The 17,723-nt window shown below is 70.4% G+C and carries 11 protein-coding genes; 6 read left to right on the plus strand and 5 right to left on the minus strand.

Annotated elements, in window-relative coordinates:
- Positions 1-94: 94 nt before the first annotated feature.
- Both ACWED2_RS47165 and ACWED2_RS47170 read right to left on the minus strand, forming a co-directional pair.
- Positions 95-2,797 carry a GH92 family glycosyl hydrolase gene (locus ACWED2_RS47165; protein ID WP_449697022.1) on the minus strand — a complete coding sequence of 901 codons (2,703 nt, stop codon included), beginning with the start codon at positions 2,795-2,797 and terminating at the stop codon, positions 95-97.
- A gap of 224 nt (positions 2,798-3,021) precedes the next feature.
- A complete protein-coding gene (locus ACWED2_RS47170) occupies positions 3,022-3,654 on the minus strand; it encodes a YigZ family protein (protein ID WP_449697023.1) in 633 nt (210 codons plus the stop codon).
- A gap of 548 nt (positions 3,655-4,202) precedes the next feature.
- Between ACWED2_RS47170 and gltB the strand changes: the two genes are divergently transcribed.
- Positions 4,203-8,774 (plus strand): glutamate synthase large subunit, encoded by a 4,572-nt coding sequence (gene gltB / locus ACWED2_RS47175; protein WP_449697024.1) that lies wholly within the window; start codon positions 4,203-4,205, stop codon positions 8,772-8,774.
- 65 nt (positions 8,775-8,839) lie between these two features.
- Positions 8,840-10,288: a glutamate synthase subunit beta gene (locus ACWED2_RS47180; protein ID WP_449697025.1), complete on the plus strand. Its 1,449-nt coding sequence runs from the start codon at positions 8,840-8,842 to the stop codon at positions 10,286-10,288.
- Positions 10,289-10,345: 57 nt separating this feature from the next.
- Here the strand turns inward: ACWED2_RS47180 and ACWED2_RS47185 are convergent, their stop codons facing one another.
- Positions 10,346-11,218: an SDR family oxidoreductase gene (locus ACWED2_RS47185; RefSeq protein ID WP_449697026.1), complete on the minus strand. Its 873-nt coding sequence runs from the start codon at positions 11,216-11,218 to the stop codon at positions 10,346-10,348.
- A gap of 82 nt (positions 11,219-11,300) precedes the next feature.
- Between ACWED2_RS47185 and ACWED2_RS47190 the strand changes: the two genes are divergently transcribed.
- A complete protein-coding gene (locus ACWED2_RS47190) occupies positions 11,301-11,873 on the plus strand; it encodes a TetR/AcrR family transcriptional regulator (RefSeq protein WP_449697027.1) in 573 nt (190 codons plus the stop codon).
- 191 nt (positions 11,874-12,064) lie between these two features.
- Entirely contained in the window at positions 12,065-13,462 is a 1,398-nt protein-coding gene (locus tag ACWED2_RS47195; RefSeq protein ID WP_449697028.1) for a Dyp-type peroxidase, read from the plus strand.
- A gap of 48 nt (positions 13,463-13,510) precedes the next feature.
- On the opposite strand, the gene ACWED2_RS47200 is transcribed toward ACWED2_RS47195, so the two are convergent.
- Positions 13,511-14,407 carry an ROK family protein gene (locus ACWED2_RS47200; RefSeq protein ID WP_449697031.1) on the minus strand — a complete coding sequence of 299 codons (897 nt, stop codon included), beginning with the start codon at positions 14,405-14,407 and terminating at the stop codon, positions 13,511-13,513.
- A gap of 194 nt (positions 14,408-14,601) precedes the next feature.
- Between ACWED2_RS47200 and ACWED2_RS47205 the strand changes: the two genes are divergently transcribed.
- Positions 14,602-14,811, plus strand: coding sequence for a CbtB domain-containing protein (locus ACWED2_RS47205; protein ID WP_091316769.1), 210 nt, complete (start codon positions 14,602-14,604; stop codon positions 14,809-14,811).
- 19 nt (positions 14,812-14,830) lie between these two features.
- Positions 14,831-15,592, plus strand: coding sequence for a CbtA family protein (locus tag ACWED2_RS47210; RefSeq protein ID WP_449697029.1), 762 nt, complete (start codon positions 14,831-14,833; stop codon positions 15,590-15,592).
- 362 nt (positions 15,593-15,954) lie between these two features.
- On the opposite strand, the gene ACWED2_RS47215 is transcribed toward ACWED2_RS47210, so the two are convergent.
- A complete protein-coding gene (locus tag ACWED2_RS47215) occupies positions 15,955-17,436 on the minus strand; it encodes a cobyric acid synthase (RefSeq protein WP_449697030.1) in 1,482 nt (493 codons plus the stop codon).
- Between the last annotated feature and the right edge of the window lie 287 nt (positions 17,437-17,723).

Consider the following 17,723-nt stretch of genomic DNA (forward strand, 5'->3'; position numbering starts at 1 on the left):
TTACGGAAAAACCCGGGTGGTGGGGGCGGGGTTCTTTTTTGTTATTTGGGGTTAGAACCCGAATTACCACTCACGACAAGCCGCGGCAGACCGCTCAGCGGTAGACCTCGAACTCGTAGATCCGGGCCGCGCCGTTGCCGTCGTTGGCCGGGGTGGTCAGGTTGAGCTTCACGTACCGGGCCGAACGGGTCGTGATCGGGTGATACGTGCGGCTGGCCCGCGAGCCGGTCACGGAGGCGACCGTCGTCCAGGTCGAGCCGTCGGTCGACGTCTGGATCGTGAAGGCGCCGGTGTTCCAGCCCGTGGTCTCCCCGCCGAGGCCGGCGTGCTTGACGACGAACGAGGACACGTTCTGCGCCGACCCGAGGTCGACCTGCAGGAACTTCGTCGCCGCCGTGCTGCAGAACTTGCTGTTGTTCGCGACGCTGCCGTCGACGGCCTTGTCGGCGGTCTCGGCCGAGTTGCAGGTGGCCGAGCCCGTGGCCGCCTTGCCGAGCGCCAGGTTCGTGCCGAGCTCCGGTGCGGCGGGCGGCGGCGTGAACCCGTCGTTGTACGACGGCGGGACATCAGCGGTGCCAGTGCCCCAGGCGCTCGGCGACGAGCCCATCGCGTAACTCAGCGTCGACGCGCCCGCGATGTCGCCGTAGCGGATCCACGACCTGGTGGTCGAAGTCCCGTTGACGCTCACGCTCTGCACGTACTGGGCGCCCTGGCCCGCGCCGCTCCCGGTGATCTGGATCGTCCCGGACGGCCGGATGATCGACGCCGCGGGGAACAGCGGGCCGTGCAGGGCGAGGACGTCCGCGCCCGGCGTCGCCGGGTACATCCCCAGCGCGGCGAAGACGTACCACGCCGAGGTGGCGCCGAGGTCGTCGTTGCCCGGCAGGCCGCCCGGGCCGGTGGTGAACGACTCGTTCATCACCCGCCGCACCGCGGAGCTGGTGCCCTGCGGGTGCGCCGCGTAGTTGTACGCCCACGGGACGCCGTGCTCGGGCTCGTTGCCGATGTAGAAGTACGGCTGGGTGAGCCCGCCGTTGAGCTGGGTGAAGTGGTGGTCCAGCCGCTGCACGGCGGTCTGGCGGCCACCCATCAGGTTGATCAGGCCCTGGTAGTTGTAGGGCACCATCCAGGTGTACTGCGACGGGTTGCCCTCGGTGTAACCGCTGTTGCTCGACGGCACGACCGGCCACGCCCAGGTGCCCGTGCTGCCGCGCGGCTGGACGTAGCCGGAATCGGTGCCGAACACGTTCTGCCACCACTGGGCGCGCTGCATGTACGTGCTGTACTTCGTGGTGTCGCCGAGCGCCTTCGCGAACTGCGCCACCGCGAAGTCGGACGCCGAGTACTCGAGCGAGTCCGACGGGTCTTCGTAGACGTAGTGCCGGCTGAGGTAGCCGCTCTCCCGGCCGCGGATGGCCTGCCCCTGGGTGGTGCCGCCGCTCGCGCTCTTGTCCATCAGTGTCAGCGCCGCCGCGGTGTCGAAGCCGCGGACGCCGAAGGCGTACATGCTGCCCACGATGATCGGCCCGGGATCACCGGTCATCACGAAGTGCTCGTTGCTGTTGTGGGACCACTTCGGCAGCAGGCCGCCCTGCTGGCCGTCCAGCACCATGGACTTCGCGATGTCGCTCGCTTCGCTGGGCGCGACGAGCCCGATCAGCGCGGCCCACGACCGGTAGATGTCCCAGCCGGAGTAGTTCTGGTAGACGGTGTGGGACGCGGTGTGCACCGCCTGGTCGAACCCGCGGTACTGGCCGTTCGTGTCGCTGGCGATGTTCGGGTTCTGGAAGACGTGGTACAGCGCCGTGTAGAACTTCTGCAGGTCGGCGGCGGCCCCGCCGGTGACCTGCACGCGGTTGAGGACGGTGTTCCAGCTCGTGTCGGCCGCACCGCGGATCCCGGCGAAGTCGAAGCCGGGGTTCTCGGCGGCGAGGTTCGCCTGCGCGTTGGCCAGGCTGACGAACGAAATACCGACCTTCGCCTGCACGGTCGTGTTGCTCGAGGTGTCGAAGGTGACGTACCCGCCGGAGTTCGTGCCACTGGTGCTCGAGGAACCGGCACTCACCGTGCCGCCGAGCCAGGTGCCGAACCCGCTGGGGGCGCGGTCGAACTGGATGACGTAGAAGATCTGGTACGTCTTCGACGAGCCGCAGAACCCGCCGCCGGTCACCGAGCCGGTGAGCTGGCTCCCGCTGATGCTGATGCTTCCGTTGCGGCTGCCGGTGGCGCTGCGGCCGGTGTTGACGAGCAGCCGCGCGGACGTCGTGTTCGGGTAGGTCAGCTTCATGAAGCCGGACCGCTGGGTGGCGGCCAGTTCGACGGTGGTGTCGTAGTTGTCGAGCTTGTTCTTGTAGTAGCCGGGCGCGGCCGACTCGTTGGCTTTGGTGTAGCGGCCCGCGTACCCCGTCCAGCCGGTGCCCGGCGAAGTGCCGATCGCACCGGTGATCGGCAGCAGGCCGAGGTCTTCGTTGTTGGCGCAGCCGGCGCCGTTGAAGTGGGTGAGGCTGAATTCCTCGATGCTCGTGTCGCTGTAGCGGTACCCGGACGGCGACGCGGTCGGGGTGTCCGGGCTGAACTGCACCATGCCGAACGGCACGACGGCGCCCGGGTACGTGCTGCCGCCGGCCCCGCCGGGCACCGGGTTGGGCGAGTTGCTGTTGTCCGTGCCGATGAAGGGATTCACGTACTGCGTGAGGGCGAGCGTCGCGGCGCCGGCGGCCGGGGCGGCGAGGCCCGCACCCAGCAGAGCCGCGGCGAGCAACGCCCCGCGCACCCGTCTGGTCAATGGTCTGGACATGACCCTTCCTCTCCTCGTCGCACGCTTTCCGCCGGGCGACATCGTTGTCGGGCAAGCAGAACAGGTGGTGACAACGTTGTCAGCGCGGCTCGCGCCGCGTCGACAACGTCCAGGGGATCGAAGTGGTACCGGAACTCGGTGGCAGGACATGGTGCCACGACAGGACCTGCCGGCGGAAGCACCGAAAGTTCGTTGTGCGCCAACCGGTTCCGCGACCGGACCACTCAGCACCGGTGGACCACCCAGTGGTCGCCGAGCGCGGTCGTCGCCGCTTCGCCGTTCGTCAGGTCCGCCAGCCAGCTCGCGAACGCCTCGCCCTCCCCCGGAGCCAGGCCGACCTCGAAGCGCGCCAGTTCGTCGAAGCGGGTCGCGTGGAGCACGTACGAAGATGCGCGCAGATCGTTTTCCAGCCGCCCCGCTCGGTCGTACCGCACCGCCACCTCGACCAGACTGAGACGCCGGTGTTCTAGTACACCAACAACTTCCAGAGCGTCCGAAACGGACTGACCGTACGCGCGGATCAACCCGCCCGCGCCCAGCAGCACTCCGCCGAAGTAGCGCGTCACGACCGCGACCGTGTCGGTCAGTTCGCGGCGGCGCAGCACTTCCAGCATCGGGGTGCCCGCGGTGCCCGCCGGTTCACCGTCGTCACTGGACCGCCGGGTTCGCCCATCCGGCCCCAAAACGAAGGCGTGACAGTGGTGCCGCGCACCCGGATCCGCGCGGCGGCGGGCCGCGATGAACTCGCGCGCGGCCGCTTCCGACGTCACCGGAGCGACCGCGCAGAGGAACCGGGAACGCTTGATCTCGGTCTCGTGGACGCCTTCCCGAGCCACGGAGAGATAACGATCAGTCATCGAGCCGGTCCGCCATGCACCCAGCATCCCACCTCGACGCCGGGCCCCGACGGCCGCCCCGGGCCCCTTTGAACGGACATTTCCGCAGGTCGGCGCGGCCTTAGCCCGCTCTGCGGGAGACCCAGCCCGACATATGGGACTACCCCGGGAGGCGTCAACGCAAGCGTGGCATTTCCCACCCGGGGGCAACGACGTATGTCGATAACAGCGAATTCACACTATCGTCATAAGACCCGGCGAACCCGGGAGTAACACCGCGCGCTCCGGACGGCCCCCACCACAGTGGCCGGCCTGTGCGCGCTCGCAGCACCCGACATGTTCGGCTGCCCAGTGTCGTGCGGCCTCCCAGATGATCCGCGCCCGGTTTCCGAGCATCGACGCTCGGCCGGTCCTTCGCGGCCATCAGCACTGTGACATCACAAACATCGATGACGACAACTGTTCTCGACTGACCATCGCGGTACCGGACCACTTCGTTAACCGGTTCAGCAAGAACCACTCGATGGAGTGCGTACCGGTCGCGCCAACGCCTTGGGAGGCGGCCAGCCGTGACCCACCGTGCCAGTTCCCTGCCCCCGTCCGGGGAGCAGCTCAGCAACGCCGAGGCCGAGGGCCTCTACCGGAGCGACTACGAACACGACGCCTGCGGTGTCGCCTTCGTCGCCGACCTGACCGGGCGCCGAGATCATGCGATCGTCGCCAAGGCCCTGGTCGCGTTGCGCAATCTGGAACATCGCGGGGCTCGCGGCGCCGAACCGGACACCGGCGACGGCGCCGGCCTGCTGATCCAGATCCCGGACGAGTTCTACCGCGCGGTCGTGGACTTCGACCTCCCCGAACCGGGCACCTACGCGGTCGGCACGGCTTTCCTGCCGCAGGACGAAAAGCGCCGCGGCCGGGCCATGACGACCATCGAGCGCATCGCCGCCGAGGAGGACATGCGCGTCCTCGGCTGGCGCGAGCTGCCGGTGCACACCGAGCACTGCGGGCCGACCGCGGCCGAGACCATGCCGCACTTCACGCAGCTGTTCCTCGCCGCGCGCCGCCCGAAACCGGAGCATTCGGACCCGCTGCACATCGAGCGCAGCGCCTTCTGCGTCCGCAAGCGCGCCGAGCACGAGCTCGTCGAGGACGACGTCTACTTCCCGTCGCTGTCCTCGCGGACGATCGTCTACAAGGGAATGCTCACCGAGCCGCAGGTCGAGCGCTTCTTCGCCGACCTCACCGACGAGCGCGTCACGAGCGCCATCGGCCTGGTGCACTCCCGCTTCTCCACCAACACCTTCCCGTCGTGGCCGCTGGCCCACCCGTACCGGTACGTGGCGCACAACGGCGAGATCAACACCCTGCGGGGCAACCGCAACTGGATGGACGCCCGCGAGGCGCTGCTGGAGACCGACCTGATCCCGGGCGACCTCAAGCGCGTCTACCCGGTGATCACCCGCGGCGCCAGCGACTCGGCGTCCTTCGACGAGGTCCTGGAGCTGCTGCACCTCGGCGGCCGCTCGCTGCCCCACGCCGTCCTGATGATGATCCCGGAGGCCTGGGAAAACCACCAGGAGATGGACCCCGCGCGGCGCGCGTTCTACGAGTTCCACTCGACGCTGATGGAGCCGTGGGACGGCCCGGCGCTGGTCGCCTTCACCGACGGCAGCCAGATCGGCGCGGTGCTCGACCGCAACGGCCTGCGCCCCGGCCGCTACTGGGTGACCGACGACGGCCTCGTCGTGCTCGCCTCCGAGGTCGGCGTGCTCGACATCGACCCGGCGACGATCGTCCGGAAGGGACGCCTCGAACCCGGCCGGATGTTCCTCGTGGACACCGTCGAAGGCCGGATCATCGAGGACGAAGAGGTCAAGACCGAACTGGCCACCGCCCACCCGTACGACGAGTGGGTCGACGCCGGCCTCGTGCACCTGGAAGAGCTGCCCGAGCGCGACCGCGAGGTGCCGCTGCACGCCGCGCTCGTGCGCCGCCAGCAGGCGTTCGGCTACACCGAGGAAGAGCTCGAAGCCATCCTCGAACCGATGGCCCGCACCGGCGCGGAGCCGATCGGCTCGATGGGCAACGACTCGCCGCTCGCCCCCCTGTCGAGCCGGCCGCGGCTGCTCTTCGACTACTTCACCCAGCTGTTCGCGCAGGTCACGAACCCGCCGCTGGACGCCATCCGCGAGGAGCTCGTCACCGCGCTCGGCACCCAGCTCGGCGCCGAGCCGAACCTGCTCGAAGGCAACGCGGCCAGCTGCCGGCGGATCGTGCTGCCGTTCCCGGTGCTCGACAACGACCAGCTCGCCAAGCTGGTGCACGTCAACGACGACGGCGACCTGCCGGAGTTCCAGGCGGTCACCGTGCTCGGCCGGTACAACGTGCACGGCGGCGGCGAGGCGCTGGTCAAGCGGCTCGACGAGATCCGCGCCGAGGTGTCGGAGGCGATCGAGGACGGCGCCCGGCTGATCGTGCTGTCCGACCGCGGTGTCGACGAAAACCACGCGCCGATCCCCTCGCTGCTGCTCACCGGCGCGGTGCACCACCACCTCGTCCGCGAGAAGACGCGCACGCAGGTCGGCCTCATCGTCGAGGCCGGCGACGCGCGCGAGGTGCACCACATCGCGCTGCTGATCGGCTACGGCGTCGCCGCGGTGAACCCGTACCTGGCGATGGCGACCGTCGAAGAGATGGCCCACCGGGGCCTGATCCCCGGGGTGACGCCGAAGGAAGCGACGTACAACCTGATCAAGGCGCTCGGCAAGGGCGTCCGCAAGACGATGTCGAAGATGGGCGTTTCGACCGTGGCGTCCTACACCGGCGCGCAGATCTTCGAAGCGATCGGGCTCGGCGAAGAGGTCATCGAGAACTGCTTCACCGGCACGACGTCCCGCCTCGGCGGGGTCGGCTTCGACACCCTCGCCGACGAGGTCGCGAAGCGGCACAAGTACGCGTTCCCGGCCGACGGCGTCCGGGCCGCGCACCGCGAGCTCGAGACCGGCGCGGACTACCAGTGGCGGCGCGAAGGCGAGCCGCACCTGTTCAACCCGCAGACGGTGTTCAAGCTCCAGCACTCCACGCGGTCCGGCAAGTACGAGATCTTCAAGGAGTACACGAAGGCCGTCGACGACCAGGCCGAGAAGCTGCTGACGCTGCGCGGGCTGTTCGACTTCAAGTACGGCCAGCGGCCGCCGGTGCCGATCGAAGAGGTCGAGCCGGTTTCGTCGATCGTCAAGCGGTTCGCCACCGGCGCGATCTCCTACGGCTCGATCTCGATGGAGATGCACCAGACCCTGGCCATCGCGATGAACCGCCTCGGCGGGAAGTCCAACACCGGTGAGGGCGGCGAAGACGCCGAGCGGCTGTACGACCCGGAGCGGCGAAGCGCGGTCAAGCAGGTCGCTTCGGGGCGCTTCGGCGTCACGAGCGAGTACCTCGTCAACGCCGACGACATCCAGATCAAGATGGCGCAGGGCGCGAAGCCCGGCGAAGGCGGGCAGCTGCCCGGCGCGAAGGTGTACCCGTGGATCGCGAAGACGCGGTTCTCGACGCCGGGTGTCGGCCTGATTTCGCCGCCGCCGCACCACGACATCTACTCGATCGAGGACCTGGCGCAGCTGATCCACGACCTCAAGAACGCCAACCCGAACGCGCGCATCCACGTGAAGCTCGTGTCCGAGGTCGGCGTCGGCACGGTCGCGGCCGGCGTTTCGAAGGCGCACGCCGACGTCGTGCTCATCTCGGGCCACGACGGCGGCACGGGCGCTTCGCCGCTGTCTTCGATCAAGCACGCGGGCGGCCCGTGGGAGCTGGGCCTGGCCGAGACGCAGCAGACGCTGCTGGCCAACCGGCTGCGCGACCGGATCGTGGTGCAGACCGACGGCCAGCTCAAGACCGGCCGGGACGTCATCGTCGCCGCCCTGCTGGGCGCCGAGGAGTTCGGCTTCGCGACCGCGCCGCTGGTGGTGTCGGGCTGCATCATGATGCGCGTGTGTCACCTCGACACGTGTCCGGTCGGCGTCGCGACGCAGAACCCGAAGCTGCGGGAGAAGTTCAGCGGCAAGGCCGAGTACGTCGTCAACTTCTTCGAGTTCATCGCCCAGGAAGTGCGCGAGTACCTGGCGGAGCTCGGCTTCCGGTCGATCGCCGAGGCCGTCGGGCACGCCGAGTTCCTCGACAAGCGCAAGGCGATCGAGCACTGGAAGGCGTCCGGGCTCGACCTGTCGCCGATCTTCCACGTGCCGGACATGGCGCCGGCCGGGCTGCGGCTGCAGCAGACGCTGCAGGACCACGGGCTGGAGAAGGCGCTGGACAACACGCTGATCCAGCTCGCCGAAGGCGCGTTGAACTCCGGTGACAAGGTGCGGCTGGAACTGCCCGTCCGCAACGTGAACCGGACCGTCGGCACCATGCTCGGGTCCGAGCTGACCAAGCGGTGGGGCGGCGAAGGCCTGCCCGACGACACCATCGACGTCACCTTCACCGGCACCGCGGGCCAGTCGTTCGGCGCGTTCGTGCCGAAGGGCATCACGCTGCGGCTCTACGGCGACGGCAACGACTACGTCGGCAAGGGTCTCTCCGGCGGGCGGCTGATCGTGCGGCCGCCGCGCGAGGCGCAGTACGTGGCCGAGGAGCAGATCATCGCCGGCAACGTGATCGGCTACGGCGCGACCAGCGGCGAGATCTTCATCCGCGGCAAGGTCGGCGAGCGGTTCTGCGTGCGCAACTCCGGCGCGCTGGCCGTCGTCGAAGGCGTCGGCGACCACGGCGGCGAGTACATGACCGGCGGCCGGATGGTCGTGCTCGGCCCGATCGGGCGCAACTTCGCGGCCGGTATGTCCGGCGGCATCGCGTACGTGCTGGACCTGCCCGCGCACCGCGTCAACCCGGAGATGGTCGACCTCGACCCGCTCGACTCCGAGGACGCGGACTTCCTGCGGGAGACGCTGGAAAAGCACTACAACGAGACGGAATCCGCGGTCGCGCGGGAACTGCTGGCCGACTGGGACGCGGGCGTCGACCGCTTCGGGAAGGTCATGCCGAAGGACTACAAGCGCGTGCTCGCCGCCCAGGTCCAGGCGGAACGGGACGGGCGCGACGTGAACGAGGCGATCATGGAGGCAGCTCATGGCTGATAATCGCGCAGCCAGTCATGAGTGCCGACCGGGTGCGGGTGTCCCGCAAGAAACGGAGGCCGCACATGGCTGACCCCAAGGGCTTTCTGACCACCACCCGGGAAGAGCCGAAGCGGCGTCCGGTCGACCTCCGGCTGATGGACTGGCGAGAGGTCTACGAAGATTTCGCCACGACGAAACTGCAGAAGCAGGCCGGCCGGTGCATGGACTGCGGCATCCCGTTCTGCCACCAGGGCTGCCCGCTCGGGAACCTCATCCCCGAGTGGAACACGCTGACCTGGCGCGAGGACTGGCAGCAGGCGATCGAACGGCTGCACGCGACGAACAACTTCCCGGAGTTCACCGGCACGCTGTGCCCGGCTCCGTGCGAAACGGCGTGCGTGCTCGGGATCAACGACGATCCCGTGACGATCAAGCGCGTCGAGATCTCGATCATCGACCGGGCCTTCGACGAAGGCTGGGTGACGCCGCAGCTGCCGGTGGCCCTCACCGGCAAGAAGGTCGCGGTCGTCGGGTCCGGCCCGTCGGGTCTTGCCGCGGCGCAGCAGCTCACGCGCGCGGGCCACAGCGTCGTGGTCCTCGAGCGGGCCGACAAGATCGGCGGGCTGCTGCGCTACGGCATCCCCGAGTTCAAGATGGAGAAGTCCCGGCTCGACCGGCGGCTCGACCAGATGCGCGCCGAGGGCACGGAATTCCGGACGTCGGTGAACGTCGGCGTGGACCTGCCGGTTGCGGAGCTGTTGGCGTACGACGCCGTGGTGCTGGCCGGTGGCGCCACCGACTGGCGCGACCTGCCGATCCCCGGCCGGGAACTGGCCGGCATCCACCAGGCGATGGAGTTCCTTCCGCCGGCCAACCGGGTCGCTTCGGGCGAGCTGGACGTCTCCCCCTTCGATGCGAAGGGCCTCGACGTGGTCGTGATCGGCGGCGGCGACACGGGCGCGGACTGCGTCGGGACGTCGCACCGCCAGGGCGCGCGCTCGGTGACGCAGCTGGAGATCATGCCCAAGCCGCCGGAGTCCCGTTCGGACGCCCACCCGTGGCCGACGTACCCGATGATCTACCGGGTGTCCTCGGCGCACGAAGAGGGCGGCGAGCGGCTCTACGCGGTGAACACGCAGGAGTTCCTGGGTGATTCCGACGGCCGCGTCCGGGCGCTGAAGCTGGTCGAGGTGCGCAACGAGGGCGGCAAGTTCGTCCCCGTTCCCGGTTCGGAGCGCGAACTGCCCGCGCAGCTCGTCCTGCTGGCCATGGGGTTCCTCGGGCCGCAGAAGCAGGGCCTGCTCGAGGAGCTGGGCGTCGAGCTGGACGCGCGCGGCAACGTCGCCCGCGACAAGGCGTTCAAGACGAGCTTGGACAACGTGTTCGTGGCCGGTGACATGGGCCGCGGCCAGTCCCTGATCGTCTGGGCGATCGCGGAGGGCCGCAGCGCCGCGGCCGGTGTCGACGCGTACCTCACCGGTCGCGACGTCCTGCCCCGCCCTATCGCGCCGACGGACCGGCCGATCGCGTAAGACCCGGCGCCGGCGGAGGTGCCAACGTCGCCACCTCCGCCGGCGCTGTCCCACTTCTCAGCCGTAGTAACCCTTTTCGAGGTCCTCGAGCAGGCCGGGCCCGGTGGGCCGCCAGCCGAGTGACTCCTGCGTCAGCGTGCTGGACGCCGGCTGGTCGAGCGCCAGCAGCCCGCCGAGGAAGCCGAGTTCTTCGGCCGGCACGGACTTGACCGGCAACCCGAGGCGGCGGCCGGCCACCTCGGCGACGTCGCGGATCCGCACGCCTTCGTCGCCGACCGCGTGCAGCACGGCTCCCGCCGGGGCCTGCTCCAGCGCCAGCCGGAACAGGTGGGCGGCGTCCAGGACGTGCACCGCGGGCCAGCGCTGCGTCCCGTCGCCGACGTACGCCGCAATGCCCTTCTCGCGCCCGAGGGCAACCAGGCTCGCGATGAGCCCGTGGGCGTCGCCTTCGCCGTGGACCGAGCGCGGCAGCCGGACGAGCGACGCGCGCACGCCCTGCTCGGCGGTCTTCAGCACGGCCCTGGCGGTGTCCCCCCGGCCGCCGACCGGGCCCGGGAAGACGGAATCGTCCCGTTCGGTCGCCGGGCGCCCGGGCACCACCGGCGTCCCCGAGGCGGCGACGAACGGCTTGCCCGCCGAGACACCGGTCATGGCGTCGACGGCCACCGCGTCGGTTCGGATCGCCGCCTCGAACCGGGCGAAGTCGTGCCCGAAGGCGAGGTGGACGACGCCGTCGGCGCTTTCCGCGCCCTTCCGCAGGATGGCGAGGTCGGTGAGGTCGCCGCGGAGGACGTCGGCGCCCATCGCGGCGACCGTCTCGGCCGACCCGTCCGATCTCGCCAGCCCGACGACCTGGTGACCGGCGTCGAGGAGTTCGGGCACGAGGGCCCGCCCGATCCAGCCGGACGCGCCGGTGACGAACACACGCATGAGCTTCTCCGTTCTTGATGACACCTGGTGTCATCACCATAGCACCGTGATGGCACCGGGTGTCATCGCCTAGGCTGGGGGCATGAGCCGCTGGGAGCCGAACACGCGCGAGCGCCTGCTGGACGCCGCGCTCGACCTGTTCGGCGAGCGCGGGTACGACAACGTGACGGTCGCGGAGATCGCGGAGCGGGCGGGGCTGACGAAGCGGACCTTCTTCCGCCACTTCAGCGACAAGCGCGAAGTTCTCTTCGCGGGCCAAGAGATCCTGAGCCGGCTCTTCGCCGAAGCGATCGCGGACGCCCCGGCGTCGGCCAAGCCCATCGAGGCGGTCGCGGCGGCCCTGGTGGCCGCAACGACGCCGTTCGGGCCGCAACGCCGGGAGCGGGCGCGCCAGGTCCGGGCGGTGGTCGCCGGCCACACCGACCTGCGCGAGCGGGAACTCCTGAAGCTGGCGACCCTGCGCGCGGCCATGGCCGACGCGCTGCGCGCCCGGGGTGTCCCGGCGCCGACGGCCAGCCTGGCCGCGGAGATCGGGGGGCTCGCCTTCTCGACGGGCTTCGCCCGCTGGGTCGAACCGGGCACCGAGCGGGAGTTCGCCGAACTGGTCCGCGAGGCCCTCGGTGAACTGATGGCGGCGACCGCGACCCTCGGCTGATCCGGTGTTTTCTTTCCGGCGAGAAACTGTTTCGCGCTCAACTTAATCTTTCGTGTGAAACGGGCAATCGGGTGGCACGACCCGCCTCCGGTGTTGCACTCTGTATTCAGGGGACCCGGTCGGCCGAGGGGGGATTCCGGTCGGCCGGGTGCCCGCCGAGAGGCGGGCTTTTTTCACGGGAGGGGACCCGAATGAGTGTCGATCTGACCACCACGCTGTCCTGGACCACGGCGACCGGCGATGCCGCGACGATGCTCGGCGAGCTGCAGCCGAACATCCTCAAGGCGCACGTCCGCGATCACCTGTCCGCACTGTTCCTGGCCTTCGGCGACGCGGCGGAGGCGCGCGCCTTCCTGGTCTCGGTCACCGGGAAGATGAAGTCCGCCAAGGCACACCTCGACGAGGTGAGCGCGTTCAAGACCGCGTCCGGCGGCGGCACGCCGTACGTCGGCGTCGGGCTCACGGCGGCCGGCTACCGCGCTCTCGGCGTCGAGAACTTCCCGCAGGACGAGTCGTTCCTGCGCGGGATGGCCGCACCGGACACGCGCCGGCAGCTCGACGACCCGCCGCGGTCGACGTTCGATCCGGGCTATCGCACGGAAATCCACGCCGTCGTGCTCGTCGGGGACGCCACGGACAAAACGATGACAGCCCGCCGCAACGAAATCCTGGGCCTGCTGCCGGATTCGGTCACCGTGCTCGCGGAGGAAACCGGCCTCGGCCGGGTCAACGCGCGCGGCGAGGGCATCGAGCACTTCGGGTACGTCGACGGCCGCAGCCAGCCGCTGTTCCTGACCGAAGACGTCGACGCGGAAAAGAACAACACCGACGGCATCAACGTGTGGAACCCGGCGGCGCCACTCGGGCAGGTCCTGGTTCCCGACACCGCGGCACCGGATCCCGGCGTGCATTTCGGAAGCTATTTCGTTTTCCGCAAACTGGAACAGAACGTCCGGCGGTTCAAGCAGGCCGAAGCGGATCTGGCCGACACGCTCGGCCTCACCGGCGAAGACCGCGAACGGGCCGGGGCGATGATCATCGGCCGGTTCGAGGACGGCACGCCGCTGACCACCCAGCGGGAAGACGGCGCGGAAAGCCCGGTGTCGAACAACTTCACCTACGACAGCGACCGCGCCGCGCTGAAGTGCCCGTTCCAGGCGCACATCCGCAAGACGAACCCGCGCGGCTCGGGCGGCGCCGAAGCCCCGGACGGCGAGCGGCGCCACCTGATGGCCCGCCGGGGCGTCACGTACGGGGAGCGCCCGGACGACCCGAACGCCGACCTGCCGCCCGCGGCGCGGCCGAGCGGCGGGGTCGGGCTGCTGTTCATGGCGTTCAACTCGGTGCTCGGCAACCAGTTCGAGTTCACGCAGTCGCTTTGGGTGAACAACCCGGGATTCCCGATCGTCGACGGCGTCACGCCGGGGCTGGACCCGGTGATCGGCCAGGGCGAGCGCGGGGCGTCGGACTACACGGTGGACTGGGGCGGCTCCGCGCGGCGGACGGCCGACCCGGTGCCCCAGGCGGTGACGCTGCGGGGCGGCGAGTACTTCTTCATGCCGTCGCTGGCGTTCCTGCGGTCACTCTGAGCGGACGTTCGAAGGCCACCACCGGGCTCCGGTGGTGGCCTTCGGACGTCAGGCTCCGAGCAGGTCGAAGGCCAGCAGCCCGGCGCCCAGCCGCCCGGCTTCGTCGCCCAGCTCGGCGATCCGCAGCTCGGGCATCCGCTGGAACGTCAGGTGCGCGGCCAGCCACTCGCGCACCGGCTCCAGCACGTAGTCGGCCGCCGTGAACAACCCGCCGCCCAGGATGATCACCTCCGGGCCGAGCAGGGTCAGCAACGTCCGGATCCCGTGGCCGAGCCCGTCGAGCGCGTCCTGGACGACGGCGACCGCGACCTCGTCACCGCGGCGCGCCAGCTCCACGACCTCGCGCGCGCCGTCGGCCGGGCGCCCGGTGCGTTCGGTGTAGCGGCGGGCGATCGCGGCCGCCGACGAGATGGCCTCCAGGCAGCCGGTCGCGCCGCAGCCGCACTTGCCGGCGTGGCCGACGTCGATGTGCCCGACCTCGCCGGCCTGCCCGTGCGCGCGGTGGATCCGGCCGTCGAGCAGCAGCGCGGCGGCGATCCCGGTGCCGACGGGGATGAACGCCGCGTTCGTCGCACCGCGCCCGGCACCCACCCGGAACTCGGCGTCACCGCCGGCGGTGACGTCGTGCCCGAACGCGACCGGCAGCCCGAGCCGGTCTTCCAGGAGCTCGCCGAAGTGGACTTCGCGCCAGTCGAGGTTGGCCGAGAAGTGGCAGACACGGGTCTGTTCGTCGACGATCCCCGGCACCACCACGCCGACCGCCGCGGGTTGCCCGGTGCCCGCCTGCTCGGCCAGCGCGGCCACGATGTCCACGGTCTGGGCGGCCAGCGCCGTCCCGTCCGCACTGCGGGCCGTCTCCGCGCGCAGTGCCGCCTTGGGCTGGAGCTCCTCGTCGAGCAGCGCCGCCTTGATCGTCGTCCCGCCCACATCGAGGGCGGCCACCATTCGAGTCACCGCGGCATTGTCACATTGACGGGCCTCGAAGGGGGGACCTACGCTCAACCGGCCAGACGAGGAGATTCCGGAACGCGGTGCAAGTCCGCGCGGTCGCGCCACTGTGACCCCCACCAGGGGGAAGCCAGACCCGGACCCTCGTGACCGACCCCGATGAGGCCGCGAAAGCCCGAGGAGGCCACGCCATGACCCAGACGGCAGCTCCCGCCGTTCCGCTCCCGATCCGCATCCCGATCCGTGAGATCGTGCCGTGGGCGGTGTTCGTGGTGCTCCTCGCCCTGATCGCGCTGTACTTCGTGAGCGCCGAGCAGGGCGCGTTCGCGGTCTTCGCGAACAACTACGTCCACGAATTCGTGCACGACGGGCGGCACCTGCTGGCCTTCCCCTGCCACTGATCGGCGGGCACGCACTCCCATGATGAAGACCCTGCTGGTCCGCGGCATGCTCGCGGGCCTGATCGCCGGTGTGCTCGCGTTCGGGTTCGCCTACGCCTTCGGTGAGCCGTCGGTGAACGCGGCCATCGGCCTGGAAGAGTCCGGCGGCCATTCGCACTCCCACGACGCTTCCGCTACCTCACCTTCGCCTCCGCCTTCATCGGAAGAGGAGGAGCTGGTCCCCCGGGGCATCCAGAGCACGCTCGGCCTGCTGACGGGCGTGCTGGTCTACGGCGTCGCGATCGGCGGCCTGCTGTCGCTGGCCTTCGCGTTCGCCCAAGGACGGCTCGGCTCGCTGCGCCCCCGCGTGACGGCACTGCTGCTCACGGCGGGCGCGTTCACGGTGGTGTTCCTGGTGCCGTTCCTGAAGTACCCGGCCAACCCGCCGGCGGTGGGCCAGCCGGGCACGATCGGCTCCCGGACCGAGCTGTACTTCGGTTTCGTCGCGGTGTCCCTGCTGGTCGCGATCTTCGCCACGGTGTTCGGCCGCAAGCTGGCGGACCGCCTCGGCGCCTGGAACGGCTTCTTCCTCGCCGCGGCGGGCTACCTCGTGGTGATCGGCGTGGTGGCGTGGCTGATGCCGGTGGTCGACGAGGTCCCGGCCGATTTCCCGGCCTCGACACTCTGGAGCTTCCGGACGGCATCGGTGGGCACCCAGGCCACGCTCTGGCTGGCACTGGGGCTGGCGTTCGGAGCGTTCGCGGAGAAGGCCCTGACGAGACGGACCGCAGTCGCGGCCTGACCGGAGAGTTCGCGGTCGCGTCCGTTCTCCCGGTATCCGGGGGGCGGCGGTGCTGGGGGTGGGCTTCGGCATCGCTGTGCTGGTCCGAGGTAGCGGGCCGCACGGGCGCGACCGCGATCGCGGCGTTAGGTCGGCTGAGACCACAATCCCGGTCCAGCCAGCCCTGGCGCGACCACCATCCCGGGCTGGCCAACCCAGCGCGACCACGGTTTCGGTCCGGCCAGCCCGGCCCGACCACCATCCCAGTCGGACAGCTCGGCGCGACCACCATTCCGGTCCGGCCAACCCAGCCCGACCACCATCCGGTCCAGCCAGCCCAGACGCGGCACACAATCGGCCAGGTGGCCCCGGTCCCAGCCGAGCTATGGCGCCCCCGGCGGCACGAACGGCAGGTCCGCCGGCGCCCCGCGTTCCAGCAGCGTCCGCAGCATCGCGGTATCGAGGTGCTCGTCGACCGCGTCCGCGAGCTTGTCCAGCATTTCCTCGCGCAGCTCGCCGAACCCGGGCGCGCCCGGCGCCGGCACCCACCCCACGCCCGCTTGCGCCGCCGCCTCGGTGAGCCACGCCCGGCGGAAGCCGTCGTTCTCGAACGCGCCGTGCCACATCGTGCCCCAGACCGTCCCGGCGCACTGACCGTCCAAAAAGGACTCCGCCGGGGTCGCCACACCGACCGAGCCGTGGTGGATCTCGTAGGCGTCCACCGGATGGCCGCGCCACGTCCCGGCCGGCCGGGCCAGCACCTTCTCCGCGGCGAACGTCACGCGCCCGGGCAGCAGGCCGAGCCCGGCCACCTCACCGGCACCGGATTCCACCTCGTCCACAATGGACTCCGTGAGCATCTGGTAACCCCCGCAGATGCCGAGCACGGGACGGCCCGCGGCAGCGCGGGAGGTCACCGCGGTGTCCAGACCGCGCTCCCGCAGCCAGGCCAGGTCGGCCACGGTGGCCCGCGACCCGGGCAGCACCACGACGTCCGCCGCCGCGACGACGTCCGGGTCCGCGGTGAGCGTCACGGTCACCCCGGGTTCGGCGGCCAGCGCGTCGACGTCGGTGGCGTTGGACGCGCGCGGGAACCGGACGACCGCCACGCCGAGGCCACCACCGGGAGCTTCCCGGCGCCAGCCGGCCACGGCGAGGGCGTCTTCGGAGTCGATCCACACCCGGTCCAGCCACGGCAGCACGCCGAGCACCGGCCGTCCGGTGACCTTCTCGAGGCTGTCGAGGCCCGGCCGCAGCAGGCCGACGTCGCCGCGGAACTTGTTGACCACCCAGCCCGCGACCAGGGCCTGGTCCTCGGCCGAGAGCAGCGCGAGGGTGCCGAACATGGCCGCGAGCACCCCACCGCGGTCGATGTCGCCGACGACCAGCACCGGCAGCCCGAACCGGCGCGCGAGGCCCATGTTGACGTAGTCGCCGCCGCGCAGGTTGATCTCCGCCGGGCTGCCGGCGCCCTCGCAGACGACAACGTCGAAGCGCGCACTGAGGTCTTCGAACGCACCGAAGGCGATCTCGGCCAGCCCGGCCCGCCCGGTGGCGTACTCCCCCGCTTCGAGCGTGCCGAACGGTTTCCCGAGCGCGACGACGTGGCTGCGCCGGTCACTGCCCGGCTTGAGCAGCACCGGATTCATCCCGGCCTCGGGTACCACACCGGCGGCCCGCGCCTGCACCCACTGTGCGCGGCCGATCTCGGCGCCATCGGCGCAGACCATGGAGTTGTTGGACATGTTCTGCGCCTTGAACGGCGCAACCAGCACCCCCCGCCGCGCAAGCCACCGACAGATCCCGGCGGTGACCAGGCTCTTCCCGGCATCAGAGGTCGTCCCAGCGACCAGCAGCCCCCTCATCGGCGGTTGTCCACAGGCCGGCCGGTAAGGGCGGAGTTGTCCACAGATCGCCGAGCGGGCCTTTTAGCATGGCGGGAGCCGATAGACTGGACAGGGGACGCCCCCCAGGGAGGGCGGTTTCTAGGGGTGGTTGCAACACCTGAGTGTTCAGGAGTTGCCTCGTGCCCAGACGGGATCGAGATCGTGCCCCGCGGGTCAATTACCGGACCGCGAAACGCTGGCGCGCCGAGGCGGCCCAGGCCGCAGCGGCGGTGCCGATGGCGCCGGTGGAGGTGTCTGCGCGGTTC

The organism is Amycolatopsis sp. NPDC005003 (assembly GCF_053600695.1).